Origin of the sequence: Xanthobacter sp. 91 (genome assembly GCF_000702385.1) — a bacterium.
In the GTDB taxonomy this organism is placed as follows: Bacteria; Pseudomonadota; Alphaproteobacteria; order Rhizobiales; family Xanthobacteraceae; genus Xanthobacter; species Xanthobacter aminoxidans.
In genome coordinates this window covers 4,594,417-4,618,583 of record NZ_JNIB01000001.1, presented here as the reverse complement: position 1 = coordinate 4,618,583, position 24,167 = coordinate 4,594,417, and the positions used below count along the sequence as shown (strand labels likewise).

21 protein-coding genes are annotated in these 24,167 nt (G+C 67.4%); 5 read left to right on the top strand and 16 right to left on the bottom strand.

The window, feature by feature from the left end; translation table 11 throughout:
* Positions 1-1,240: 1,240 nt before the first annotated feature.
* The 7 genes from A37E_RS0121535 to A37E_RS0121505 form a co-directional block, all read right to left on the bottom strand.
* Positions 1,241-2,035: a TIGR03084 family metal-binding protein gene (locus A37E_RS0121535; RefSeq protein ID WP_029558519.1), complete on the bottom strand. Its 795-nt coding sequence runs from the start codon at positions 2,033-2,035 to the stop codon at positions 1,241-1,243.
* Complete coding sequence (locus A37E_RS0121530) at positions 2,032-3,228, bottom strand: CoA transferase (RefSeq protein ID WP_029558518.1); 1,197 nt, start codon at positions 3,226-3,228, stop codon at positions 2,032-2,034. Before A37E_RS0121530 ends, A37E_RS0121535 begins: the two co-directional genes overlap by 4 nt.
* 49 nt (positions 3,229-3,277) lie before the next feature.
* Positions 3,278-4,258, bottom strand: coding sequence for a tripartite tricarboxylate transporter substrate binding protein (locus tag A37E_RS0121525; protein WP_197023025.1), 981 nt, complete (start codon positions 4,256-4,258; stop codon positions 3,278-3,280).
* Positions 4,259-4,738: 480 nt separating this feature from the next.
* Positions 4,739-5,605, bottom strand: a complete 867-nt coding sequence (locus A37E_RS0121520) for an NADPH-dependent oxidoreductase (protein ID WP_051679243.1) — start codon at positions 5,603-5,605, stop codon at positions 4,739-4,741.
* Positions 5,606-5,650: 45 nt separating this feature from the next.
* Positions 5,651-7,063 carry an LLM class flavin-dependent oxidoreductase gene (locus tag A37E_RS0121515; RefSeq protein WP_029558515.1) on the bottom strand — a complete coding sequence of 471 codons (1,413 nt, stop codon included), beginning with the start codon at positions 7,061-7,063 and terminating at the stop codon, positions 5,651-5,653.
* An 11-nt stretch (positions 7,064-7,074) separates the two neighbouring features.
* On the bottom strand, positions 7,075-8,286 hold the full coding sequence (locus tag A37E_RS0121510) for an acyl-CoA dehydrogenase family protein (protein WP_029558514.1): 1,212 nt from the start codon (positions 8,284-8,286) through the stop codon (positions 7,075-7,077).
* Between the two features lie 35 nt (positions 8,287-8,321).
* Complete coding sequence (locus A37E_RS0121505) at positions 8,322-9,155, bottom strand: MetQ/NlpA family ABC transporter substrate-binding protein (protein WP_029558513.1); 834 nt, start codon at positions 9,153-9,155, stop codon at positions 8,322-8,324.
* Positions 9,156-9,381: 226 nt separating this feature from the next.
* Here A37E_RS0121505 and A37E_RS0121500 point away from each other — a divergent pair, with 226 nt between their 5' ends.
* Positions 9,382-10,611, top strand: coding sequence for an acyl-CoA dehydrogenase family protein (locus A37E_RS0121500; protein ID WP_029558512.1), 1,230 nt, complete (start codon positions 9,382-9,384; stop codon positions 10,609-10,611).
* 64 nt (positions 10,612-10,675) lie between these two features.
* Here the strand turns inward: A37E_RS0121500 and A37E_RS0121495 are convergent, their stop codons facing one another.
* The 9 genes from A37E_RS0121495 to A37E_RS0121455 form a co-directional block, all read right to left on the bottom strand.
* Positions 10,676-11,278, bottom strand: a complete 603-nt coding sequence (locus tag A37E_RS0121495) for a nitroreductase family protein (RefSeq protein WP_029558511.1) — start codon at positions 11,276-11,278, stop codon at positions 10,676-10,678.
* A 25-nt stretch (positions 11,279-11,303) separates the two neighbouring features.
* Positions 11,304-12,473 carry an LLM class flavin-dependent oxidoreductase gene (locus A37E_RS0121490; RefSeq protein ID WP_029558510.1) on the bottom strand — a complete coding sequence of 390 codons (1,170 nt, stop codon included), beginning with the start codon at positions 12,471-12,473 and terminating at the stop codon, positions 11,304-11,306.
* 115 nt (positions 12,474-12,588) lie between these two features.
* Positions 12,589-13,953, bottom strand: coding sequence for an LLM class flavin-dependent oxidoreductase (locus tag A37E_RS0121485; RefSeq protein ID WP_029558509.1), 1,365 nt, complete (start codon positions 13,951-13,953; stop codon positions 12,589-12,591).
* Between the two features lie 55 nt (positions 13,954-14,008).
* The gene (locus A37E_RS0121480) at positions 14,009-15,145 is read right to left on the bottom strand and encodes an aldo/keto reductase (protein ID WP_051679242.1); all 1,137 of its coding nucleotides are present in this window, start codon (positions 15,143-15,145) and stop codon (positions 14,009-14,011) included.
* An 11-nt stretch (positions 15,146-15,156) separates the two neighbouring features.
* Positions 15,157-16,107, bottom strand: coding sequence for an oligopeptide/dipeptide ABC transporter ATP-binding protein (locus tag A37E_RS0121475; protein WP_029558507.1), 951 nt, complete (start codon positions 16,105-16,107; stop codon positions 15,157-15,159).
* A complete protein-coding gene (locus tag A37E_RS0121470) occupies positions 16,088-17,104 on the bottom strand; it encodes an ABC transporter ATP-binding protein (RefSeq protein WP_029558506.1) in 1,017 nt (338 codons plus the stop codon). The genes A37E_RS0121475 and A37E_RS0121470 overlap by 20 nt, the downstream gene beginning before the upstream one ends.
* On the bottom strand, positions 17,105-18,145 hold the full coding sequence (locus A37E_RS0121465) for an ABC transporter permease (RefSeq protein ID WP_081837715.1): 1,041 nt from the start codon (positions 18,143-18,145) through the stop codon (positions 17,105-17,107).
* Complete coding sequence (locus A37E_RS0121460) at positions 18,145-19,131, bottom strand: ABC transporter permease (RefSeq protein ID WP_029558504.1); 987 nt, start codon at positions 19,129-19,131, stop codon at positions 18,145-18,147. The genes A37E_RS0121465 and A37E_RS0121460 overlap by 1 nt, the downstream gene beginning before the upstream one ends.
* Positions 19,132-19,133: 2 nt before the next feature.
* On the bottom strand, positions 19,134-20,780 hold the full coding sequence (locus tag A37E_RS0121455; RefSeq protein WP_051679241.1) for an ABC transporter substrate-binding protein: 1,647 nt from the start codon (positions 20,778-20,780) through the stop codon (positions 19,134-19,136).
* A gap of 203 nt (positions 20,781-20,983) precedes the next feature.
* On the opposite strand from A37E_RS0121455, the gene A37E_RS0121450 reads away from it, so the two are divergent.
* From A37E_RS0121450 to A37E_RS26635, 4 genes are all read left to right on the top strand, one after another.
* Entirely contained in the window at positions 20,984-21,958 is a 975-nt protein-coding gene (locus tag A37E_RS0121450) for a TauD/TfdA family dioxygenase (protein WP_081837714.1), read from the top strand.
* A gap of 104 nt (positions 21,959-22,062) precedes the next feature.
* Positions 22,063-22,407, top strand: coding sequence for a DUF3088 domain-containing protein (locus tag A37E_RS0121445; protein ID WP_029558501.1), 345 nt, complete (start codon positions 22,063-22,065; stop codon positions 22,405-22,407).
* Between the two features lie 60 nt (positions 22,408-22,467).
* Positions 22,468-23,523, top strand: a complete 1,056-nt coding sequence (locus A37E_RS0121440; RefSeq protein ID WP_029558500.1) for an aldo/keto reductase — start codon at positions 22,468-22,470, stop codon at positions 23,521-23,523.
* Positions 23,524-23,644: 121 nt separating this feature from the next.
* The gene (locus tag A37E_RS26635; RefSeq protein ID WP_348550887.1) at positions 23,645-23,959 is read left to right on the top strand and encodes a cysteine-rich CWC family protein; all 315 of its coding nucleotides are present in this window, start codon (positions 23,645-23,647) and stop codon (positions 23,957-23,959) included.
* Positions 23,960-24,167: the final 208 nt, after the last annotated feature.

The window sequence follows — 24,167 nt, the reverse complement described above, 5'->3', positions numbered from 1 at the left end:
GTACCTCCGTTCGCTCCGGTCGCGTTGACAACAGCTGAGTCGCCATTCGCACCCGCGCCACCCTTCCCTCCGCGCGATGCGGCGTAGACTGCACCGCCGTTTGCACTGGATACGGTCACGCCCGACAAAATCACCGTGACCGCGCCGCCCGCGCCGCCCGTTCCGCCGATCCCGCCATCACCGGGGTGCTCGTTGGCGTGCCCATAGCCGCCCTTGCCACCTGTTCCGCCCGTTGAGATGAGGCTGATGGCAGGTCCGGAGGCGCTTGAGATAGCCGACGACGTCGCGGAAATGGAGACCGCCCCACCGGCTCCTCCGGTACCGCCCGCGCCCCCCGTCGACGTTTCCCAGCCACCGCTTCCCTCGCCGCCGCGGCCGCCATCACCGCCGCGGGAGGTGATGACGATCCCGCTGGCGGCAGATGACAGGTTGGAGCCAGAGATCACTAGGGAGAGAACCCCTCCCGCTCCCCCCATTCCCCCGGCGCCGCCAACTCCGCTTCCATGGTCGCTATAGCCCTCTCCGCCCTTGCCGCCTGATCCGCCAACCGAGCGAAGGGAGAGCAGCCGGTCGCCGGACTGAGCGACGGTCACATCGGAAATGGTTGCGGTGAAATCCCCTCCCGAACCGCCAGTGCCCCCATTTCCGCCCCAGCCGTGACCCGTGCCGTGTTCGACCTTTGCGTTTCCACCTTTGCCGCCGTCTCCGCCGACGGTGGTGCTGTCGATGACGAATGTGTTGCTTGTTCCGCCCGAAATGATGATCGAGGTCGCGGCGATCGAGCCACCTTCTTGGCCGTCGCCGGCGTTGGCGTGCTCGAACCAATGGGTCTTGTTGGCCCCGTGGGCTCCCTCTGTCCCCTGGGGCGGATTGTAGGAGAAGGGGATCGTCACCACGGTCTGCGCCGCTGCCGACCGGACCGCGACGGGCGCGGCGACCAATGCGAGGCTGCATAGGGTTGTCGTGAGCGCGGTGGACAGAAGCATCCGCGCCGTGGAGGCGCCATACACGTTCGATGCCGTCGCCCGCGGACCACGGTTCAGCGCAATCCCATCCCCAGGCATTCCCGCCCCCAGCAAAGCCTACGGTAGGATATTGTTGTCCCGGGGTTGAAAGCGCAACCATTGGAGATGGCTCGCCCACCGAAAAGCCGCCGCCAGAGGTTGCGCGGCTAAAGGACCGAAAGGGACGGCTAAGGGACTATTACGACCACGCAGGCGCCGTTCTCTGTGCGGTGCGCTCATATCCGAAACCTGGTTCCGGGCGGGGGAGAATCCTGCGGCGCGCCCGCGAAGCACTGGGCTTTCTCCATCCACGTCTGCGCCACGTCCCCCACCACGTTGAGGCGAACATCCCTGATGTTGCGCACCTGCGTGACAACTTGGCAGAACGCCTCCGCGGAGCCGGATATGATTTCCGAATGAGACTGAGGTCCCCACCGCCAGATCTCACCGGACGGGCTTGTCAGGGCAACATGAGGAACGATGGCCGGAACCTCCATCTTGCGAACGCGGAAACTCCAGCCGAACGTGCTGACCCCAAGCGCCGCAATGCCCTTGATCCTGTCCCGGCTTATTCTGTCCACGCCCAATATGTCGTACACGGCCTGCGCATGTGCCCAGGTTTCCATCAGGCGGGACGTTATCAGGGAGCGGACGCTCATTTCCCGCCCCGCCCAGACCGCTCTGATGGACGGATCGAGATCCGACCAGCGCGCGCTGATCGCGGTCGCTCTCGCCAGCCACTCGGCCCGCAACCGATCGCCCGTGAGGTGGCTGAGACGAACGTCCGTCGCACGGACGAGCGAGCTGCCGCCAGCGCGTAATGCGTTTAGGGCGCCGTACTCCGTCTCGAAGGCAGCCCTGTCGAAAATCGCGTGATCTGCCAAGGCATTGAAATAATGGATATGTTGAACAACGTCGTTTATTGACCACGATTTGAACTGCGTGATCATGCCGAAATGTTCTTCATTCTTCTCGAGCAATTTGTTGAAGCACTCGCTTTCCGCACGGAGCGCATCGGCCTCCGGTATCATGAGGCGGCCCCAGGTTCAGCTCGCGGTCGCTGAACAGCCGATCCATCGGAGAGTGCCTTGTCGATTTGCTCAGGGGAAAAACCCCAGCCAAGCAACAGCTCCTTCGTGTGTTCTCCAAGATGGGGCGCGTCCATGGCCTGAAGATGCCCAGGGTCAACACCCGGTGGCAGCGAGTATGGGATCGGATGATCCATGCCACCTTGCTGAACCCGCGCGATGTATCCGCTGTGCATGATGTCTTCGTCTTTCAGGACGTCGTCGTAGTCCCAGACCGGAGCATGCAATATTTCGTGCGCAACGAATATGTCGATCCATTCACGCGTTGTCTTTTCTTTCAACATGCGCGCGCAGGACGCATTGATCTCGTCCTTGTATTCTCGTCTCCCGTCTTTCGTTGCGTATAACGGCTCATCTTGCAGCTCAGGAAGATTCACGGCTTTTGAAAACCGCTCAAAGGCATCGTCTTCATTGACCGAAAGCGTCATGTAGCCGTCGGCGGTTTCATACACGCCGAGAGGGGCGTAAAGGGACTGCCCGCCACCGTCCAGCTCGTGTTCCGCGAGCTTGCACGCCTGGAGGGCAAGGGCCGATTGGAGCAGGCTGCAATCGATGTAATGGCCGGACGTATTCCCGGAATACCGATGTATGACCGACGTCAGGATGGATTGGTAAGCGTATAGACCGGTGACGATATCCATGATGACCATGTCGACCTTCACAGGCCGGCCGTTTGCGTCTTTGCTCAGGCTTATGAAGCCGGAGTAGCCCTGGGCCACGGAATCAACGCCCGGAAGCCTGCTTCGACGGCCATTCTGACCAAACCCGCTGATCGAAACATATATGGCTTTCGGGTTGAGCGCGCGGACGGAGGCATAGTCCAAGCCGAGCTTCGCCATCACTCCGGGCCGGAACGACTCCACGACAACGTCCGCATTGGCTGCCGCGGACAATGCGATCTTGCGGCCTTCTTCCGTTTTCAGATCAATGACGATCGATTTCTTGCCGCGATTGTAGATGGCAAAATATGTGCTTGCATCGCCATGTCGACGCCCGAGGCTTCTGGCCCAGTCGCCGTGGCGCGGCTCGATTTTGGTTACGTTCGCACCATGCTGTGCGCAGAGCGCTGTCGCGTAAGGCCCGGCGACGCCCATCGAAAAATCGACAATGTTCAACCCACTCAAAGCCAACGACATGGAGCCGTCTCCCCCTGGCGACACCCGTTATTTTTGGAGTTTCAGATGTTCATTCGGGTTGGAAATTCGTACTCTTGACGAGCTTTTCCCACGCAACTTCATCTTGTTGAATGAATGCGCGAAAATCTGCGCCGAAGAGTGTCCCAGGGCGATATCCTGCGGCTTCAATCTTGGGTCGAGCAGGCCCCTGCAGCACAGACCGGGCGAGCTCGATGATCTCATTCTGGATATCGACAGGTGTTTTGCTTGGAGCGAACAAGCCGTTCCATCCCACGCGCTCTTCAATCGGCAGGCCCAATTCCCTGAGAGACGGAATGTCGGGCGCCTGCGGCAGCCTTTCGCGCGTGCTGACTGCGATGGCACGCACCGCGCCGGAGCGAATGGAAGACGTCCAAGTCGGAAGCACATCCAGGGCGAAATCGACGCGTCCGGCCAGAATGTCAGGCGCAGCAGCTGTGGAGCCTCGATAATATATGGGGGAAGCCTGCAGGCCAGACAGGTTGACCACACGTTCGGTGAAGAACTGAACGGCGCTGCCGACTCCGGGCGATGCGTAGTTCATACGATCCCCCTTCTCCTTGCCGGCCTTCAGAAAGTCCTGCCACGTAGATACAGGCGAGCTCGCGGGGACGATGAGCACCATCGGGTAGTCGAGAATCATCGCCAGTGGCGCAAAATCCGAAAGTGCATATGGCGGCGCGCGGCGAATGCTCTTGAGCATCGTCGTCTCGTTGCTGGTCCCCACGAACAATGTATAGCCGTCGGGATTTGAACGCAGCGTCGCACCCGCAGCCAAGGTGCCGGCAGCCCCGGCACGGTTCTCAACGACGAAAGGGACGGATGTGAAGGCCCGCGCCCCGTCGGAGAATATGCGCGCGCCGAAATCCGTCGCTCCGCCAGATGGATAGCCAACCTGCAACGTCACCGCCCGAGTGGGCCACTTGGCCTGCGCAAAAACGCGGTGCGGCGCACCGGCGATTGCCGCGGTCAATGTAGCAAGGACGGTTCTGCGTGTGACATGCATGCCCATGTTGCTCTCTTGGAAACGATCTGTGTCGATGGAGTTTCGTGCGCGCCGGCTGCTCAAGCGCCGTTGCATTTCCGGTCCTGATCGGCGCGGAGGTTTCCTGCCCTGCGCGATTTTGCCCCCGCGGGCACCACAGGGCGTTCCCGTCGTCCGGGCGCGCTCGCAGGCGTGATGTGAGGTCGCGCGCTGCTCCCGAGCCCTTCCGAAACGCGACGGCCGGAGCCAATGGCGCGCTGGATAAATGAATGGATTATCAAATTTGCTCCACCCATCCCATTAAGCCATAAGAATGGTGCATGCCCTGCTCGCCGAGGTCTGAAGCCAAGCTACACGAAAAAAGTCGAATGAGGAGTCATTTTTTATTTGTCGTTCTGTGACGGGAAGGGGCAGCTGGCTCTCCCCGCCGGAGGAAGCGACGAGGGTCCACGCCGCGCGGGCGCGCCGCCCTGGACGGTCGCCCACGCCTGCAGGTGGCCTTTGCCCTCAGCGCAGGCCGAAACCGAGCGCAGTCAGCGCATCGCGGATGCGGTCGCGGCCGGCGAGGGACGAGGCGCCGCGTACGCGCGGAAGGGCGGCGGCGATCCAGCCGATCTCGGGGATGTTCTGGCCCTTCTGGAACGCCTTCAGCGCCGCCTCGTAATGGTCCAGCGCCTCCTGCGGCAGGCTCGCGTCATAGCGCTCGCGGTGGAGCACGAGGCGCTGGGAGATGCGCGGCTTCACGTCCGCCGGGCGGGCGGGGTCGGGATGGCCGATGGCGAGGCCGAACACGCCCACCACGTTGGGCGGCAGGCCGAGGAGTTCGGCGAGTTCCACCGGCCGGTTGCGCAGCGCGCCGAGATAGACGCCGCCGAGGCCCAAGGATTCCAGCGCCACCAGCGCGTTCTGCGCCGCGAGTGCGGCGTCGATAAAGCCGACGAACAGGGTTTCCAGAAAGCCCAGCGCATCGGTGGGATGGTTGTTGCGACGGCCGATCTCCTCCAGCCGCGCGAGGTCGGCGAGCCACACCAGCACCAGCGGCGCCTCGATGACGTGCTTCTGCCCGCCGGCGATCTCGGCAAGGCGCGCCTTGGTGGCCGGGTTCTCCACCGCGACCACGCTAAAGGTCTGGAGGTTGGAGGAGGACGGAGCCGATTGCGCCGCCGCCACCAGCGTCTCGATCAGCCCTTCGGGTAGAGGCTCCTTGGTGAAGGCGCGCACGGTGCGGTAGTTCAGCAGGCCGGCGATGGTGTCGTTGAGAAGGATTGAGGCCGGCGCCTCGGCCGCGCCGTAGCGGGCCTCCAGCAAAGCGCGGGCGGCGGCGGCTTCATCGGGCGCCAGGGTGGCGCCGGAGGTGTCGGCAGTCTCGGTCATCGGCGGGCAAACTCCATGGGACGGCGCGCGAACGCCCTCGAGCAATCAGGCCGTGGCGCGCGGCTTCTCGGCGACGGCCCCCGCATTCCGGCGGAAGCCGGCGGCGGGGTGGGTGTCGGGCAGGAGGGGACCGCGGCGGAACAGCTTCTCGCGCAGGGTACCCTCATCGTAGGACGTCTTGTAGACGCCGCGATCCTGAAGCTCCGGCACCACGAGATCCACGAACGACGCCAGCGTCTCATGAGAGACGAGGCGGTTGAGGTTGAAGCCGTCCACGTCCGTGTCGCGTACCCAGGAGATGATCTCGTCCGCCACCTCGCCGGGTGCGCCGACGATGAAGGGCGCGCGGGCGCCCGTGGCGGAGAGGGTGGCGAGGTCCTTCACCTTCAGCGGCTCGGCGCTGCGCAGGGTGAGATTTTCCAGCGTGGACTGGATGGCATTGCTCTTCACGTAGGAGATGGCCTCCTCCGGATCGAGGGTGGAGAGGTCCACGCCGGTCCAGCCGGAAAGCAGTGCCAGTTGCCCGGCCGTGTTCACATACTGGGCATATTCGGCCAGCCGGTCGAAGGCCTCGGCGCGGGTGGGGGCGACGATCACCGTCGCGCCGGGGAACATGCGGATGTCATAGGGGTCGCGGCCGAAGCTCGCGGCCGCCGTGCGCACCGCGCGCACCGCCTCGGCGAGGATGGGGCGGGTCTGGCCATTGAGGAAGATGGCCTCCGAATGCTTCGCCGCGAACAGCCGCCCGCGCCCCGAGGTGCCGGCCTGGTAGAGCACCGGCGTGCGCTGGGGCGAGGGCTCGGCGAGCTGGATGCCGTCCACCTGATAGTAGGGCCCGTTGTGGCGGATGCGGTGGACCTTGGCGGGATCGGTGAAGATGCGGGCGGCGCGATCACGGCGCACGGCCCCCTCCTCCCAACTGCCTTCCCACAGCTTGTAGACGGCGGCGAGGAAATCCTCCGCCGCCTCATAGCGCGCATCATGGTCGCGGTTGGCCTTGTCGCCCATGCCGCGCGCGCCGCTGTCGAGATAGCCGGTGACGATGTTCCAGCCCACGCGTCCCTGGGTGAGATGGTCCAGCGTCGCGAAGCGGCGGGCGAACTGGTAGGGGTGCTCGTAGGTGAGATTGGCGGTGACGCCGAAGCCGATGTGCTTGGTCGCGTGCGCCATGCTCGGCACCACCAGAGCGGGGTCGATGTCCGGCGTCTGCGCGGCGGAGATCAGCGCCGCGTCCGGGCTGTTGCCATAGACGTCGTAGACGCCGAACACGTCGGCGATGAACACGCCGTCGAACAGGCCGCGCTCGGCGGTCACCGCAAGGTCGATCCAGTAATCGAGGCTGTTGTAGTCGAAAGCGCGGTCGCGCGGATGCGCCCACAGGCCCGCCCAGACGTGGCCGGGCGAGGCCATGTTGAAGGCGTTGAAACGGATGTCGCGGTTAAGGGGTTTCGTCGTCATGTCAGCCTCGCTCAGCTGTAGAGCGGGGTCGGCGTGATGACGCCGTTGAGGGCGTAATTGCCCACCTCGCGGGATTTGTAGACCACCGGATCGTGCAGAGTGTGGGTACGGATGTTGCGCCAGAAGCGGTCGTAGCCGTAATGGCCGGCGGTGGCTCGGGCGCCCATCAGCTCGAAGATGCGGGAGGTGATCTCCAGCGCCGTGCGGCTGGAATGCACCTTGGCCGCATAGATGGCCGCGGCGGCGACGTTGCGATCGTCGGGGGTGATTGAATTGCCCAGCGCGGTCGCCGCCTCGAAGCGCACGCCGGCCACATCCGCCAGCGCGGTGGAGGCGCGCAGCTCCACGTCGAGATTGCCGTAATGCTCGAGAATGTAGGGATCGAGCCGCGCCTTCTCCACGCCGGAGGCCTGCCACGGGCGGGAGACCTCGCGGATGTAGCGGTTCGCCTCGGCGAGGGCGCCCTTGGCGATGCCGATGTAGAAATTGACGATGAGCAGCTGGTGGAACGGCACCACCAGGCTGGTGCGCGGCGGCGGCGGGGCGGCGGGATCGCCGAGGATCTCGTCGCGCCCCACCTTCACGTCGGCGAAGGTGATGGTGCCGCTCTCCGACAGGCGCTGGCCGAAGGCGTCCCAGTCGTTGCCGTGGGTCACGCCCTCCCGGTCGCCGGGCACGACGAGCACGGCGAAGCCGTCGCCCAGCTGCGCGCGCAGGGTGATGCGATCGGCGAGCGCCGCATTGGAGGCGAAGGTCTTGCGGCCGGTGAGGCGATAGAAATCCTCCACCGGCACGAGGCGCGATTCCGGATCGCGCGGGTTGGAGGCACCGCCCCAGAACCAGCGCCCGGCCACCGAAGTCCGCGCCAGCGCCGCCGCCTGCTCCGGGCGCGCCCGCCACAAGGCGTTGGTGAGGTGGAGATAGTGATAGGCGAGCAACTGGGCGATGGAGGCATCCACCCGCCCGATCACCCGCACGGCGAGGAGCGCGTCGGTGAACGATCCGCCGCCCCCGCCGTGTTCGGGGGAAAAGAGCAGTTCGAGCAGCCCCGCCTCACGCAGCAGCGCGAGTTCGCGCCGGGGCGAGGCGCCGATGCGGTCGCGCTCGGCGGCGTCTGGGGTGAGCGCGTCAGCGACGCTCTGGGCGCGGGCGGTCCAGTCGGGCCGCGCGGGCGCAGACGGGGCGAGAGACAAATGGGACGGACGGGCGGCAGGCGGGGTCATGGGTCACACTCCTCGATGGGGTTCGGCAGGGGCGCTCACCAGGTGGGGATGAGGCTGCCGTTGAACTTGGCGAGGGTGAAGTCCTTCACCGGCTGCGAGCGGTAGACCGCGATGAACTTGGCGATGCGCGGGTCATCCTTGCGATCCTCGCGGGCGGCGAAGACGAGAGTGAAATAGGGCTTGGCCTCCTCCAGCGTGGTCTCGGCCAGAAGCGCGCTCTTCAGCTGGAGCCCGGCGAGATAGGCATAGTTGGAGGAGACAAAGGCGGCGGCCACGTCGTCCAGCGAGCGCGGCAGCTGGGCGGCATCGATCTCCACGATCTTCAGGTTCTTCGGGTTCTCCGCCACGTCGAGCACGCTGGCATAGAGGCCCGAGCCCGGCTTCAGCTTGATGAGGCCGGCCTTCTGGAACAGCAGCAGCGCCCGTCCGCCATTGGTAGGATCGTTGGGAATGGCGATTTTGGAGCCGGCCGGGATGTCGGCGAAGCTCGTGTACTTCTTGGAATAGAGGCCGGCGGGCACGAGGATCGACTCGTCGAGGGCGACGATGGTGTATCCGCGCGTCTTCACCTGATTGGCGAGATAGGGCCGGTTCTGGAAATTGTTGAGGTCGATGTCGCCGGCCTGCAGCGCCGCATTGGGCTGGTTCCAGTCGGTGAACTCGATGATCTCCGCCTTCACCCCCTGCTCGGCCGAGAGCTTCGCCGCCTCGCGCAGGATGTCGCCATAGGGACCCGCCGAGACGCCGATCTTCAGGGGCTTGTCGGAGGCGGCGGCCGGAGCCTGCGCGTTCGCGCCCGTTGCGAGCGTGAACAGGGCGAGGCTGGAGACGACGAGGGCCGCGAGGGAGGAGCGGAAGCGGGAGGTCATGGATCTGTCCTCGGTCAGGATCTGGCGGAAGGGCGCACGAACCCACGCGTCCCCGCGCAGGCGGAGCCGCTGTGAAGATGTCGTCGGGTCTGCGCGCCGGTGAGGATCGGATCTGCCTGGAAGCTGGCCCGACCTTTATTCTATAAAATTAATAGAATTAGTTTGCACACGGGAGCCGCAGTGTCTATCCCTTTTCGTCATGCCCCTTTCGACGCCGGGAACCGCCATGAACAAACCCGTCATCCCCCTCCCCCCTGTCGCGCCCACGAAGCTCCGCTCAGCCGATCCCGCCGACTGGCGCGACCTGTTCGCGGAGATCGGCGCCGGCTCCAGCGTGCGCGAGCGCGATCGGGTGCTGCCGTTCGAGGCGGTGGATCTTCTGAAGCAGGCCGGCTTCGGCGCGCTGCGGCTGGCAGAGGCCGATGGCGGGGCGGGCGCGACCTTCCGCCAGACCTACAAGCTTGCGCTGGACCTCGCGGCGGCCGACGCCAACGTGGCGCACATCTTCCGCAACCACTTCACCGTGGCCGAGCAATTCGCTCGCCGGCCCTATGATGCGAAGGGCCGGGCGTGGCAGGCGGAGGTGGCGGCCGGGACCCTCTTCGGTCTCGCCTCCACCGAAGCGGGCTCGAACCCTGCCGGCGGCTTCGCGCCCGACACGAAGCTTGATCCCGATGGCGACGGCTTCCGCCTCAGCGGCGTCAAATATTACAGCACGGGCACTCTCTTCGCCGATTCCATGCTCATCCGCGCGGCGACGGCGGACGGGCGGCTGGCGGCGGTCATCATTCCCACGCGGCGCGAGGGCATCGAGATCGTCGACGACTGGGATGGCGCCGGCCAGCGCCTCACCGCATCCGGCACCACGCGCTTCCACAATGTGCGGGTGGAGGCGGACGAAGCAGTGTTTGACACGCCCAGCCGGGGCTACGGCCTCGCCTATTCCAACACGCAGGCGCAGCTCTTCCTCACCACCGTGGTGGCCGGCATTACGCGCGGCGCGCTGGAGGATGCCATCGCGCTGGTGAAGCGGCGCAAGCGCAGCTTCTATTATGCGCCGGTGCCCACCCCCGCCGACGACCCCTTCCTGCAACAGGCGGTGGGCCAGCTCGCGGCCCATGCGTTCGCGGCCGAGGCGGTGATACTCGCGGCAGCCGAAGCGCTGGACCGCGTGAGCGATGCCCGCGACCGGGACGAGAGCGCCGAGGTCCTCGCCGCCGAGGCCGCGAAGGCGGCGGCGCAGGCGAAGCTGGTGGTGGATGATCTCGCGCTGAAGTCCGGCGCGCTGCTGTTCGAGACCGGCGGCGCCTCGGCCACCGAACGGGCCGTCAACCTCGACCGCCACTGGCGCAACGCCCGCACCATCGCCTCGCACAATCCGGCGAGCTACAAGGCTAAGGCCATCGGCGAACTGCTGGTGAAGGGCACGCCGCTGCCAGCCAAAGGCTTCTTCTGATCCGGCGTCTTGTGCTGCCAGACGATGGCCCCGCCGCACCGGCGGGGCCATTGTTTTTTACGGGTCACGCCGTCGGGAAGGCGCCCTCGAACACCGTCTCGGCGAGCGGGCGGCGGCCGCTTGGCGTTTCGCCCTTGTGGAAGCTCTCCGGCAGCAGGGACTTGTCGCCGCGACGGCCCAGCGCGACGGCGATCTCCACCTCGTAGTCCTCAGGCACCTTCAGCTCCGTGCGGGCCTTCTCCACATCGAAGCCGCCCATGCCGTGGGCGCGCCAGCCGAGCTTCGTCGCCTGCAAGGCGAGGTTCGCCCAGGCCGCGCCGGTATCGAAGGAATGGCTGCGCGCCGGCACCGGCTCGCTCGTCCCGGGCCGCACGAAGCTGCGGGCCGAAACGACGAAGACGAGCACCGCCGCATTCTGCGCCCACTGCTGGTTGAACGGCACGAGCAGGCTGAGGAAGGTGTCGAACGCGGGCGTGCCCCGGCGGGCATAGAGGAAGCGCCAGGGCTGCGAATTGAAGCTGGAAGGCGCCCAGCGCGCCGCTTCGAAGATGGAGTTGAGTTCGGCCTGCGGAATCTCCTCGCTGGTGAAGGCGCGGGGCGACCAGCGCTCCAGGAACAGCGGCTCGACGGGATGCTCGCTCTGGCGCGGCGGGACGGCAACGGTCATGGCAAATCCTCTGGTGCGGAAAGGGTCACAGCCTTAGGCCGGCCTGCTTCAGCAACGGCAGGATGGCCGTGGCGAAATGGTCGAGGTCGGCGGCGAAGTCATAGAAGTTGAGCTGCACGCCGTCGATGCCGGTGCGCTTCAGTGCGGCGAGCTGGTCTACGACTTCTTCCGGCGAGCCGATGATCTCGATATTGCCACCGAGATTGAGCCCCTGCTTGTGCGTCGCATCGCGCCGGCCGAGCCAGGCCACCGCATCGCTGTCATAGCCGCGATGGCCGAAGGACGTGTGGGTCGGCGCCGGCACCCCGGCGGCGATGGCGCGGGCATAGTCGTGTGCTTCCGCCGAGGTGGGGCGGCTCACGATGATGGGGTTGATGATGGCCTTCACCTCCCGCCCCTTTGCCCGCGCCCGCGCCTTGATGGCGGCGACGTGGGCCGGCAGCGTCTCCAGCGCGCTGTCGATGTGCGCGCCGCCCGGCGAGGTGATGAACAGCAGGTCCGAATGGCCAGCCGCGAAGTCGATGCCGGCGTCCGAGCCCGTCGCCGTGACGAGGATGGGCCGGCCATAGAGCGGCTTCGGCGTGATGTAGCCGTTGACGATCTTCCACGGGTTCAGCCGGCCTTCGACGGAATAGTTCTCGCTGTCGCTCCACAGGCGGTGGAGCACGTCGAACAGCTCGCCCGTCATGTCGTAGCGGCGGTCATGCTCGATGCGGTTCCAGCCGAACATCTCATGCTCGATGGCGCGATGCCCGGTGACGATGTTGATGCCCCAGCGCCCCTTGGAGATGTGATCGAAGGTGGCGCCGATCTTGGCGATGTGCAGCGGGTGCCACGGGCCGTAGAGCACATGGAGCGTGGAGATGAGCAGGATGTTCTTCGTGGTCGCGGCCATGGCGCCGAGGGCCACGAAGCTGTCCAGCGAGGCTTCCCCGTCATAGCCGCCCTTGGGCAGCCACTGGGTGCGGGAGAAGGCGATGTCGAAGCCCAGCGCGTCGGCCTTCTCCACGAGGGCGGAATTGTAGTCGTAGGTCCAGCTGTTGCTGGTGGGATGGTCGGAGAAGTGGATGTCCTGAAGGTTCAGGAACAGCCCCAGCATCAAGGGCTGGCGGGCCGAGCGGGAGAGCGGGCTGTCGGGAAAGTCGAGCGGGCCGCGCAGGAGAGGAGCGGCGGCAACGGACGGAAGTGCGGACATGACGGACCTCGCGGGAGAACGGAAATAGCCCCGGCCCCTTCCCCGAGCGACCGGGGAAGGGGCCGGATCCGTGTCGTCGCCAGGGGAGCGCCGGCACGAAGGGATCGGGAATGCCTCAGGCGGTGGCGCGCGCCGCCTCGGCGAACTGGCTCTGCGGCCGCGGCAGGCCGTAATGCTCGCGCAGCGTCCGGCCGGTGTATTCCGTGCGGAACAGGCCACGCTTGCGCAGGATGGGCACCACCTGCGAGGCGAAGAGATCGAAGCCGGCGGCGTACCAGGGCGGCATTACGTTGAAGCCATCCGCCGCACCGCTCTCGAACCAGAGCTGGATCTCGTCGGCGATCTTCTCCGGCGTGCCCACCACCACATAATGGCCGCGCGCCCCGGCGAGGCGATCGATGAGCTGGCGGAGCGTCGGCTTCTCCCGCCGCACGATGTCCACCACCAATTGGAAGCGGCTGGCCACGAGCTTTGCGGGGCCGGCATCCTTGAAGGCGTCCAGCTCCACCACCGCACCGAGGGGATGGCCGGAGAAGTCCACGCCGGTGATCTGCTTCAGCTGGGAGATGGAATATTCCGGCTGGATGAGGTCGCTGAACGCCTCGTGCAGCTGGCGCGCTTCCGCCTCGGTGGAGCCGATATAGGGGCTGATGCCGGGCAGGATCTTCACATGGTCCGGATTGCGCCCCAGCCCCGCCGCCTGCTTCTTGATGTCGGCGTAGAAGGCCTTGGCGCTCTCCACCGTCTGGTGGGCGGTGAAGATGGCTTCCGCATAGCGCGCGGCAAACGAGCGCCCGTCGTCCGAGGAGCCCGCCTGCACATAGACCGGACGACCCTGCGGCGGGCGCGGGGTGTTGAGCGCGCCCTTCACCCGATAGTGCCGGCCCACATGCTCGATGGGGTGGATCTTGGCATCGTCCGCGAACAGGCCGGAGACGGGATCGGCCACAAGGGCGTCATCCTCCCAGCTGTCCCAGAGCTTGGTCACCACGTCCACGAATTCGGCCGCGCGGGCATAGCGCTCGGCATGGCTCGGGGTCTCGGCGAGGCCGAAATTGGCGGACGCCTGGGGGACGGCGGTGGTGACGATGTTCCAGCCCGCGCGCCCGCCGGAGAGATGGTCGAGGGAGGCATAGAGCCGGGCGAGATTGTAGGGCTCGTAATAGGTTGTGGATGCCGTGCCGATGAGGCCGATATGGGTGGTGGCGGCGGCGATGGCCGAGAGCCAGGTCAGGGGCTCCAGGCGGAAGCGCGAGGCGTAGCGGATGTTGTCCACCTGCGCCGGGCCATCGGCGAAGAACACCGCATCCAGCTTCGCTGCCTCGGCCGAGCGGGCGAGGTCCTGGTAGAAGGTGATGTCCAGCAGCCGCTCCGGCCGCGCGCCGGGATAGCGCCAGCCGGCCTCGTGATGGCCGCCGGGATAGATGAACAGGTTGAGGACGAGCTGCCGCCGCGTGGCGTGGGACGATGGGACTGCCATTGGGATCTCTCCTTTGATCGCTCAAGGCGTGAAGGGGCAGAACATTTCGGTTGGCTCAGCTGACGCGGGCGGCGACGCGCGAAGCAACGCGTTCTTGCGCGCGCTGCTGCACCCGCGCCGCCGCATCGCCGCCGCCGGTGCGGGGCGCGCGGCCTTCCACGGGGTGGCTGGGGTCGGTGTAGAATTTCGTGGAGACGTGACCGTCCGGCACGAGCGAAGCCACCAGTGACTCATCGGCGGCGGTGAAGCCGTAGTCGAGGGCGGCGACGTAATCGTCCCACTGGGCTTCCGTGCGCGGCCCGGCAATGGCCGAGGTGACGAGGCTGTTGTTCAGCACCCAGGACAGGGCAAAGGTCGCCGCCGGAATGCCGGCCTCGGCCGCATGGCGGGCGATGGCCTCTGCGATGTCGATGGATTCCGCGCGCCACTCGGTCTCCAGAATGCGCCGGTCGCCCCGCCCTGCCCGACTGTCCGCCGCCGGAGCCGCGCCGGGCGCGTATTTGCCGGTGAGCACGCCGCGCGCCAGCGGCGAATAGGTGACGACGCCGAGGCCGTAATGGTGGGCGGCGGGAAGCTGCTCCACCTCCGCCGTGCGGTCCACGATGTTGTAGAGGGGCTGGCTGGCGACGGGCCGGTCGATACCGAACTGGTCGGCGAGATGCGCCACCTCGGCGATGCGCCAACCGCGGAAGTTGGAGACGCCGAAATAGCGCACCTTCCCCGCCTTCACGAGGTCCGCCACCGCCCGCACCGCCTCGCCGAGCGGCGCGTCGAAGATGGCGCGGTGGAAATAGAGGATATCGATATAGTCCGTGCCGAGGCGCCTGAGGCTCGCCTCCGCCGCCTCGATGATCCACTTGCGGGAAATGCCCTGCCGGTTCGGCCCCGCGCCGCCGGGATTGGCGAACTTGGTGGCGAGCACATAGGCGTCCCGATCGCCCTTCACCGCGCGGCCGACGATCTCCTCGGTGCGCCCGTTCTGGTAGGCGTCCGCCGTGTCGAGGAAGAAGAAGCCCTGCTCCCGCGCCTTGTGGATGATGCGGTGAGAGGTGGCCTCGTCGGTCGGCCCGCCGAACATCATGGTGCCCAGCGCCAGCTTGGGCACCTTCAGGCCGCTCCTGCCGAGATAGCGATACTCCGGCGGCGTCACGGGGGCTTTCGGAAAGGCGTGCGCGGTCACATGGGCGGTCATTGGCGAAATCCTCAGTGAAGCGCGTCTTCAGGCGCGTGATGGCAGGCGACGGCACGGCCGGCCCCGAGGGGGCGCAGCGCGGGGTCGGATTGGGTGCAGAGGGGCGTCGCCAGCGGGCAGCGCGGATGGAAGCGGCAGCCGGGCGGCACGTTGCGCGCGCTCGGCAGATCGCCGGAGAGCGGGGCGGCATGGCGCCGCCGCCCAGGCGTCGGCACGGCCTCGATCAGCGCGCGGGTGTACGGATGGAGCGGGCGGGCGAAGATGGACTGCCAGGAGCCCGTCTCCACGATGCGGCCGAGATACATCACCAGCACCCGGTCGGCGAAATAGCGCACCACCGACAGATCGTGGGAGATGAAGAGATAGGAGAGCCCCAGCTCCGCCTTCAGCCGCGCCAAGAGGTTCAGGATCTGCGCCTGGATGGAGAGGTCGAGGGCCGACACCGGCTCGTCGCAGATGACGAGGCGCGGTGCGAGAATGAGCGCGCGGGCGATGCCGAGGCGCTGGCGCTGGCCGCCGGAGAATTCGTGCGGATAACGCTGGAGCGCCTCGCGCGGCAGCCCCACCCGCTCCAGCGCGTCCCCCGCCGCCTTGAGCCGCTCGCGGCGCGGCACGAGGCCGTGCACCGCCAGAGGCGCGGTGAGGATGTCGGCGATGGACTGGCGCGGGTTGAGCGAGGCGAACGGGTCCTGAAACACGATCTGCGCCTGCCGGCGATAGGCCTTCAGCGGCGCGCCTTGAAGGCCGCCCACGTCCACCCCGTCGAACACCACCCGCCCGGAGGCGGGGGACACGAGGCGCATGATGACCTTGGCGAGGGAGGACTTGCCGCAGCCGCTCTCCCCCACGAGGCCCACCGTCTCCCCCGGTGCCACGGCGAAGGAGACGCCATCCACGGCGCGCAGCACGCGCCCGCCGGACTCGTAGCCGGCGTGCAGGTTTTCAACCGACAGCAAGGGCATGGCGCGCCTCCCTTTGCGCTTCCGACGTGGTGACGGGGCAGGCGACGAGATGGCCGGGCGCGACCGCATCAAGGGCCGGCACGGCGGCGCGGCACAGTGCCCGCGCGTTCGGGCAGCGCGGGGCGAAGGCGCAGCCCTCCTCCCCCGCCGCCGAGGCGATGGAGCCGGCGATCTCCGCGAGCGCGCCGGCCGAATAGTGCTGGCCGGCATCAAGCCGGGGCGAGGCCGCGAGCAGGCCGCGCGTGTAGGGATGGAGCGGCGCGCCGAACAGGGTCTCGAAGGGCGCGTCCTCCACCTTCCGGCCGGCATACATCACCGCCACCCGGTCGGCCCATTCGGCCACCACGCCGAGATCGTGGGTGATGAGCAGGAGGCCCATGGAAAGGTCGCGGCGCAGGGCGTCGAGCAGGTCCAACACCTGCGCCTGAATGGTCACGTCCAGCGCCGTGGTGGGCTCGTCGGCGATGAGAAGGCGCGGCGCGCAGGCGACCGCGATGGCGATCATCACCCTCTGGCGCATGCCGCCGGAGAGTTCGTGGGGATAGTCCCCCGCGCGCCGTGCGGGCTCAGGGATGCGCACGAGGTCGAGCAGTTCCACCGCACGGGCGAAGGCGGCGCGGCGGGAGAGGCCCTCGTGCAGGCGCACCACCTCGGCCACCTGCTGGCCGACGGAGAGCACCGGGTTCAGCGAGGTCATGGGCTCCTGAAACACCATGGCGATGTCCCGCCCGCGCACCCGGCGCAGCGCGCGATCCTCCAGCCGGGCGAGGTCGGTCACGGCGCCATCGCGGCCCCGGAACAGGATTTCGCCGGAGGCGATGCGCGCGGCGTCGGGCAGCAGGCGCATCAAGGCGAGGGCGGTGAGCGACTTGCCGGACCCGCTCTCCCCCACCAGCGCCACCGTCTCCCCCGCCGCCACCGTGAGCGAGAGGCTGCGCACCGGGGTGGCGCGCGGGAAGGCGATGGAGAGGTCGCGCACGTCGATGAGCGGTGCCATTCACCCCTCCCTGCCGCGGCGCGGATTGAGCGCCTCGTTGAGACCGTCGCCGATCAGGTTCAGCGACAGCACGGTGAGCACGATGGCGACGCCGGGGATGGCGCTGAGGAACCAGGCGGTGCGCAGGAGGTCGCGGCCGGTACCGATCATGGAGCCCCAGCTCACCACGTTGGGATCGCCGAGCCCCATGAAGGAAAGCGCGCTTTCCATGAGGATGGCGGTAGCGACGGTGACCGAGGCGAGCACGATGACCGGCGGCAGCGCATTGGGCAGGATCTCGCGGAAGATGATGCGCCCATGCCCGAAGCCCAGCGCCCGCGCGGCGGCGACGAAATCCTTCTCCTTGATGGCGCGGAACTGCGCCCGCACCAGCCGCGCCACCTGCGGCCACGACACCGCCGCGATGGCGAGCGCGATAGCTGGCACCGAGGGCTGGGCGATGGCCACCAGCACGATGAGCAGGATGAAGCCCGGCACCGTTTGGAAAATCTCGATGAGCTTGGAGAGCACATCGTCCACCACGCCGCCGAAATAGCCCGCCGTGGCGCCCACCAGAATGCCAGCAAGGAGCCCCGCCAGTGTCGCGCAGGCGCCAACCAGCAGGCTCACGCGGGCGCCGTGGACGAGCCCGGCCAGCACGTCGCGCCCCAGCGCGTCGGTGCCCAGCGGAAAGCGCGGGTTCTGTCCCGGCCACTGCAAGGGCCGCCCCGCCATCTCCAGCGGATCGTCGGGGAAGAGCACGGGGGCAGCCAGCGCCGCCCCCACCACGACAGCGAGGATGAGGAGACCCGCCACCGCCGTGGGATTGGAGAGGAACACGAGCAGCGCATGGCGCCGGCCCACGGGCGCCAGCCGCGCCACGTCCGCCGTCACCGTGCGCGCGGCGTCCGGCGCATGGACGTTGGGCCAAAAATCCGGCTCGGGCGGCCGGGTGGGCGCGTGCTCGGCGCCCAGCGCCGCGGCCGCCGCGCGGTCCTCGGCGTCGGATGCGCGGGGGTTTGCGGCGAGGCCGCCGGTGGGGAGGGTGCCGGTGCCGTGCATCAGCGCACCTCGATGCGCGGATCGAGCCACGCCTGCAGGATGTCGATGGCCGCGTTCACCGCCACCACCAGCAGTGACGACAGAAGCAGGATGCCGAGCAGCACATGGAAGTCCCGCCCCATCACCGCCTCATAGGCGAGCCGGCCGAGGCCGGGCCAGCTGAACACCGTCTCCACCACCACCGCCCCGCCCATGAGGCCGGCGAGGTGGATGCCGGCCATGGTGGTGACGGGGATGAGCGCGTTCCGCAGCACGTGATCGCGGGTGACGGCGAAGGGCGAGAGGCCCTTGGCGCGGGCGGTGCGCACATGGTCCTGCGTGCGCACCTCGATCATGTCGTCGCGGGTGAGGCGGGCGTAGATGGCCACATAAAAGAGGGCCAGGGAGAGCGCCGGCAGGATCTGGTAGCGCGCCCGGTCCAGCACGGCGTCCCAGCCGGTGAGGTTCGCGCCGATGGTCTCGGCCCCGCCCGTGGGCAGCCAGCCGAGTTTCACCGAGAACAGGACGATGAGCATCAGCCCGATCCAGAAGCTCGGGATGGAATAGAACAGCAACGCGAGGACGCTCAGAACCCGGTCCGTGGGCCGCCCGGCGAACGTCGCCATGAGCGCCCCGAGCGTGATGCCGATGAGGAGCGCGAAGACGAGGGCGAGGCCCATCAGGCTCAGTGTGTTGGGCAGCCGCGCGGCGATCAGCTCCGCCACCGGCTGGTTGTAGCGCGGCGAGACGCCGAGGCTGAAATGGGCGAGGTTCCAGAGATAGCCGCCGAGCTGTTCCGCCACCGGCAGATCCAGCCCGAACTTGGATTTCAGCGCGGCAAGCGTCTCCACCGTCGCCGCGCCCGCTTCGCCGGCCAATGCGTCGGCCGCATCGCCCGGCGTCAGCCGCAACAGGAAGAAGTTGAGGATGAGGATGCCGATGACGGTCGGCACCGCCTGCAGCGCGGTGCGCCGCACGGCTTTCAGGATGCGGGGCAGACGGCGCATGGTCATTTCTCGATCCACACGTCGGCGAAGGAGGCATCGACGCCGGTGACGCCGATGGTGTGGTTCTTCACCTTCCGGTTGAAGATGGTGACGCCATCGACGGCGATGAGGCCGAGGGCGGCGACATCCGCATAGACCACCTTCTGGAAATCGAGCCACAACTGGCGGCGCTTGGCCGGGTCGGGCTCGACGGCCGCTGCCTCCAGCAGCCGGTCCACCTCCGGGTTGGCGTAGTGGGAGGCGTTGGAGAAGGGCAGGCCCACGCGGAAGTTCTTCGACCAGAGCGTGCGCTGTACGCCAAGGGTGGGGTCGAACAGGTTCTGCAAGGATTCGAGCGTGAGATCGAAGTCTCGGCCGGTATAGGCCTTCTGGATGTAGGTGGAGAAATCGAAGAACTGGAAGTCCACGGCGATGCCGACCTTCGCCAGCGCCTGCTTCACGAAATCGCCCGCCGCCTGAGTGTTGAAGGGGTTGGCGTAAAGCTTCAGCGCAAAGCGTGTGCCGTCCGCCTTACGGAGATAGCCGGCCTCGTCCAGCAGGCGGTTCGCAGCCTTGAGATCAAAGCCGTAGGGTTCGAGCGCGGGGTCGTAGAAGGCCTTCAGCTTGGGGCTGATGACCGAGGGCGCCACCGCGCCATAGCCGTAATAGACCACATCCAGCAACTTCTGCTGATCGATGGCGTGGGCGATGGCGAGGCGTACCCGCTTGTCCTGAAGGATGGGCCGCTCGAAGTTGAAATAGAGCTGGGTCATCCGCCCGGCGTATTCATAGCCGCGCGTCTCGGCGCCGAGCCCCGGCAAGGCGGAAACGCGGGCGAGGTCCGCATAGGGCACGGGCGGGCCGCCGGCGAGATCGAGCTCGCCCGCCTCGAACGCCGCCGAGCGCGCGCTCTGGTCGGCGATGAAGCGCACCACGATGCGGTCCAGATACGGCTTGCCCTTGTCCCAGTAATCGGGATTGCGCTCCAGGATGATGTGGCTGCCGCGCACCCATTCCTTGAAGATGAACGGGCCGGTGCCGATGGGCGCCGCGCCGTTCTTGTTGGTGAGCGGATCGGTGCCCTCGTAGATGTGCTTCGCCACGATGGGCGATTCGTTGGCGTCGAGAGCAGTGAGGAGATAGGGCGCCGGCTTCGATAGGCGGATGATGGCGGTATGCGGATCGGGCGTCTCCACCGCCGTCACCGAGGCGAAGGTGGCGCGGCCGCGCGGGTGGCCTTCCTTCAGGAGCTGGATGGAATAGGCCACATCATCGGCGGTGAAGTCCCGCCCGTCGTGCCACTTCACCCCCTCGCGCAGCTTGAAAATGTAGGTCAGCCCGTCGGGGCTCACGCTCCATTCCGTCGCCAGCGCGGGCTTGGGGTTGAAGTCGAGATCGTAGGTGAGGAGGCCCTCCGTCACCTTGGGCGAGACGCGCTGGGTGGGCCCGGCGGTGTGGGCGATGGTCACCAGCGTCGAGGGTTCGTGCTCCACCAGAAAGCGCAGCACGCCGCCGCGCACCGGCTGGGGCGCGGCCTCCGTCTCCGCAGCGAATGACGGCGTCCCGGCCGACGCCGCGATCACGCACGCCGCCGCCAGAAGCCCCTTCAGAACCGCCCGACGCGGAGGCGGGGCGAGGAACGGGAATGCGTCTGCGGGCGGCGGGGCCATGCCGGGTCTCCTTGGCTGCGGGAAGCGCGATGGGGGCATCACGCGACCCAACGATATGGCCCGGCTCCGGGGCGTCAATTATTTTTAGATAAAATCGATGAAAAAGATAGATTATAGTCGAGCTACCGGCGTCGGGAACCATCCGGCGCGCCGGCGCGTGCGGCCACCGCCCGCGTCAAACGCCTGTCAGGAAAGGAAAACCGATGCCCAGCGCCGCGCCCATCTCCTCCAGCGAAGGCGGTTTTGCCGACCTGCCGCCGCGCCACATCGCCGTGCATCCGCTCACCGGCCACATCGGCGCGGAGATCGAGGCGCCGGACCTCTCCCGCTCGCTTTCGCCGGAGGTGGTGGACGAAATCCGCGCCGCGCTGCTCAAGTGGAAGGTGGTGTTCTTCCGCGACCAGCCGCTGAGCCATGCCGAGCATGTGGCGCTGGCCTCGGCCTTCGGCGCGCCCACCATCGGCCATCCCGTGTTCGGCTTCGTAGAAGGCTATCCGCAGGTCTATTCCGTCGGCCGCGACCGTTTCGCGACGCGCCACACCGGCGAGCCACTGATCCGCCCGTGGACCGGCTGGCATACGGACGTGACCGCCGCGGTGAACCCGCCCGCCGCCTCCATCCTGCGCGGCGTCACCATCCCGCCCTATGGCGGCGACACCTTCTGGACCAACCTCGCCGTCGCCTATGAGGCGCTGTCGCCCACTTTGCGCGGCTTCGTCGATACCCTGCGCGGCATCCACGCCTTCGCCCCGCCCGAGGGGCAGGCCGGCACCGCCGACTTCAAGGAGAAGAACCGCCGCCGTCCGCTGGTGAGCGAGCACCCGCTGGTGCGCGTCATCCCCGAGACCGGCGAGCGGGTGCTGTTCGTCAGCCCCTCCTTCCTCAAGAGCGTCACCGGCCTCACCCCGCGCGAGAGCCAGCAGTTGCTGGACCTGCTGTTCGAGCACATCACCCGACCGGAATTCACCGTGCGCTTCCGCTGGCGGCCGGGCTCCATCGCCTTCTGGGACAACCGCGCCACCGCGCACCTCGCCCCGCGCGACATCTATACGCTCGACTTCGACCGCCAGCTCTACCGCATCACGCTCAAGGGCGACGTGCCGGTGGGCGTGGATGGGCGCCCCTCCGCCATCATAGACGGCGAGCCGCTGGAGGCCTTCACCGCCGGCACCGCCTGACGCCCTTTTTCCCTTCCTCCCCGCCTTCCGGGCCTGCGCCTCACCCGCGTGGGCCCGCCTTTTTCATCAGCCCAGGTTTTCCCTGCCACCGGACGCCCCACCCCATGAGCCGCGACTTCCTCATCCTCCTCGCCCCCGGCTTCACTGATCCGCAGAAGCCCGGCCGGCGCTACTTTTGCCCCGACTGCAACCAGATCGAGGGGGTGCTTGCGAGCAATCCGGGCCTCGCCAGCCGCATCACCGTGAAGCGCGTCTCCTTCCTGCGGCCGCGGGCCGAGGTGGTGGCGCTGCTCGGGCCGGACAATCAGGGCCTGCCCGTCCTCATCCTCGGCGACGCGGCGCCCCTCCCGGCGGATGCGCAGGCCTATGGCACCTACCGTTTCGTCACCGACATCCGCCGCATCCTGGAGCTGATCGCCGAGCGCCACGGCGTCCCGTTCCCGCATTGACGTGGCCAGCCCGCGCAGCCACCCTCCGCGCCGTTCCCTCCTGTGGATTTCCATTTCCCCATGCTTGATTATCGCCCCCTCGGGCGCACCGGCATCACGGTGTCGTCCATCGCGCTCGGCACCATGACGTTCGGCGAGCAGAACACCGAGGCCGAGGGCCACGCCCAGCTCGACATCGCCCGCGACCGCGGCATCAATCTCATCGACGCCGCCGAGCTTTATCCCATCCCGCCCAAGGCCGAGACACAGGGCGCCACCGAGCGCATCATCGGCTCCTGGCTGAATGCGCGCGGCGGCCGCGACAAGGTGGTGATCGCCACCAAGGTGGTGGGCCGCTCGGACGCCACCTATTTCCGCGCCGATGGCAGCACCACGCGGCTCGATGCGAAGAACATCAACGAAGCCATCGAGGGCTCGCTGAAGCGCCTCGGCACCGATTACATCGACCTCTACCAGCTCCACTGGCCCGACCGCGCCGTGCCCCTGTTCGGCCAGCGCGCCACCACCCGCGCGCGCGGCGGCGGCGACGGACCGGAGGTGGCGGTGGAGGAGACGCTGGCCGCCCTCGATGCCTTGGTGAAGGCCGGGAAGGTGCGCCATATCGGCCTCTCCAACGAGACCGCCTGGGGCCTATCCGCCTTCCTCGCCGCAGCGGAAAAGGGCATCGGCCCGCGCGTCGCCTCGGTGCAGAACGCCTACAACCTCGTGAACCGCACCTATGAGACCGGCCTTGCCGAATTCCACCAGCGCGAGGACGTGGGCCTGCTCGCCTATTCGCCGCTGGCGCAGGGCTTTCTGACCGGCAAATATCTCGACGGCGCCTTGCCCGCCGGTGCCCGCAAAACGCTGTTCAACCGCACCCAGCGTTACGAGAAGCCCGGCACGGAAGAGGCGGTGCGCGCCTACGTGGCCCTCGCCCGCGAGCTGGGCCTGACGCCCGCCCAGCTCGCCCTCGCCTTCGTCACCAGCCGGCCGTTCGTGACCTCCAACATCATCGGCGCCACCACCCTCGCGCAGCTGGAGGAAGATCTCGGCGCGCTCGACGTGACCCTGACGCCGGAGATCGAAGACCGCATCGACGCCCTGCACCAACTGCACGGAAACCCCGCACCCTGAACGGTTTCGTACCGCCGTCCGCAGCTGGGCGGCGGTGCATCCGGGGCGTTCAGGCAGAAGCCGCACAGCGCCCGGCCCATCGGCCTGACCACGTTCAGAGATAGAGCTTCCATCTTCCAGAATGGGAAGCAATATGATCGTCTGCGGGTTACACCGGTCCCAGTTTCAAGAGGCTGTCAGCGCTGGGACGCCGATCCGCGATCAAGCGCGAGGCGATGCCGTGCCTGTTGTCGTTCCGATCCGTCGGCTGCTCTGCGAAAGATGCGGCGCTGAATTCACGTGCGGATCGGCGTCCTCGGTTTCCGATTCATGGTGCTGGTGCCAGGATCTGCCAAAACTGGAGGTCAGGCAGGCCGAAGGGGATTGCCTTTGCCCTGAGTGTCTGCAACGCGAGATCAGGCAGCAGCAGCCCGGACGAAACCCCTGCAAATCCTGACTACCCTTTCGAACGCTCACCTGCTGCAGAGCACGGACCCTTTAGGTATGCTCCGCCGCCCGGCTGGCGGATTTGAACGACGCGGGCTGTGAAAATCCGTGGAGCGCGCCCACGAGAGACAGCGAGCCGGTGACGCCACGCGCGCTCCAACCCGTGGGCAGGCCGGCGCCTTCATGGCGGGCGCAGGCTGTCCGCCCGCGCCTGCCTG

What these genes read in the sequence shown, in the direction of transcription:
- A37E_RS0121535 (WP_029558519.1), bottom strand. Translation starts at nt 2,035, where the DNA reads ATGATACCGGAGGCCGATGCGCTCCGTGCGGAAAGCGAGTGCTTCAAC.
- A37E_RS0121530 (WP_029558518.1), bottom strand. Translation starts at nt 3,228, where the DNA reads ATGTCGTTGGCTTTGAGTGGGTTGAACATTGTCGATTTTTCGATGGGC.
- A37E_RS0121525 (WP_197023025.1), bottom strand. Translation starts at nt 4,258, where the DNA reads ATGGGCATGCATGTCACACGCAGAACCGTCCTTGCTACATTGACCGCG.
- A37E_RS0121520 (WP_051679243.1), bottom strand. Translation starts at nt 5,605, where the DNA reads ATGACCGAGACTGCCGACACCTCCGGCGCCACCCTGGCGCCCGATGAA.
- A37E_RS0121515 (WP_029558515.1), bottom strand. Translation starts at nt 7,063, where the DNA reads ATGACGACGAAACCCCTTAACCGCGACATCCGTTTCAACGCCTTCAAC.
- A37E_RS0121510 (WP_029558514.1), bottom strand. Translation starts at nt 8,286, where the DNA reads ATGACCCCGCCTGCCGCCCGTCCGTCCCATTTGTCTCTCGCCCCGTCT.
- A37E_RS0121505 (WP_029558513.1), bottom strand. Translation starts at nt 9,155, where the DNA reads ATGACCTCCCGCTTCCGCTCCTCCCTCGCGGCCCTCGTCGTCTCCAGC.
- A37E_RS0121500 (WP_029558512.1), top strand. Translation starts at nt 9,382, where the DNA reads ATGAACAAACCCGTCATCCCCCTCCCCCCTGTCGCGCCCACGAAGCTC.
- A37E_RS0121495 (WP_029558511.1), bottom strand. Translation starts at nt 11,278, where the DNA reads ATGACCGTTGCCGTCCCGCCGCGCCAGAGCGAGCATCCCGTCGAGCCG.
- A37E_RS0121490 (WP_029558510.1), bottom strand. Translation starts at nt 12,473, where the DNA reads ATGTCCGCACTTCCGTCCGTTGCCGCCGCTCCTCTCCTGCGCGGCCCG.
- A37E_RS0121485 (WP_029558509.1), bottom strand. Translation starts at nt 13,953, where the DNA reads ATGGCAGTCCCATCGTCCCACGCCACGCGGCGGCAGCTCGTCCTCAAC.
- A37E_RS0121480 (WP_051679242.1), bottom strand. Translation starts at nt 15,145, where the DNA reads ATGACCGCCCATGTGACCGCGCACGCCTTTCCGAAAGCCCCCGTGACG.
- A37E_RS0121475 (WP_029558507.1), bottom strand. Translation starts at nt 16,107, where the DNA reads ATGCCCTTGCTGTCGGTTGAAAACCTGCACGCCGGCTACGAGTCCGGC.
- A37E_RS0121470 (WP_029558506.1), bottom strand. Translation starts at nt 17,104, where the DNA reads ATGGCACCGCTCATCGACGTGCGCGACCTCTCCATCGCCTTCCCGCGC.
- A37E_RS0121465 (WP_081837715.1), bottom strand. Translation starts at nt 18,145, where the DNA reads ATGCACGGCACCGGCACCCTCCCCACCGGCGGCCTCGCCGCAAACCCC.
- A37E_RS0121460 (WP_029558504.1), bottom strand. Translation starts at nt 19,131, where the DNA reads ATGCGCCGTCTGCCCCGCATCCTGAAAGCCGTGCGGCGCACCGCGCTG.
- A37E_RS0121455 (WP_051679241.1), bottom strand. Translation starts at nt 20,780, where the DNA reads ATGGCCCCGCCGCCCGCAGACGCATTCCCGTTCCTCGCCCCGCCTCCG.
- A37E_RS0121450 (WP_081837714.1), top strand. Translation starts at nt 20,984, where the DNA reads ATGCCCAGCGCCGCGCCCATCTCCTCCAGCGAAGGCGGTTTTGCCGAC.
- A37E_RS0121445 (WP_029558501.1), top strand. Translation starts at nt 22,063, where the DNA reads ATGAGCCGCGACTTCCTCATCCTCCTCGCCCCCGGCTTCACTGATCCG.
- A37E_RS0121440 (WP_029558500.1), top strand. Translation starts at nt 22,468, where the DNA reads ATGCTTGATTATCGCCCCCTCGGGCGCACCGGCATCACGGTGTCGTCC.
- A37E_RS26635 (WP_348550887.1), top strand. Translation starts at nt 23,645, where the DNA reads ATGGGAAGCAATATGATCGTCTGCGGGTTACACCGGTCCCAGTTTCAA.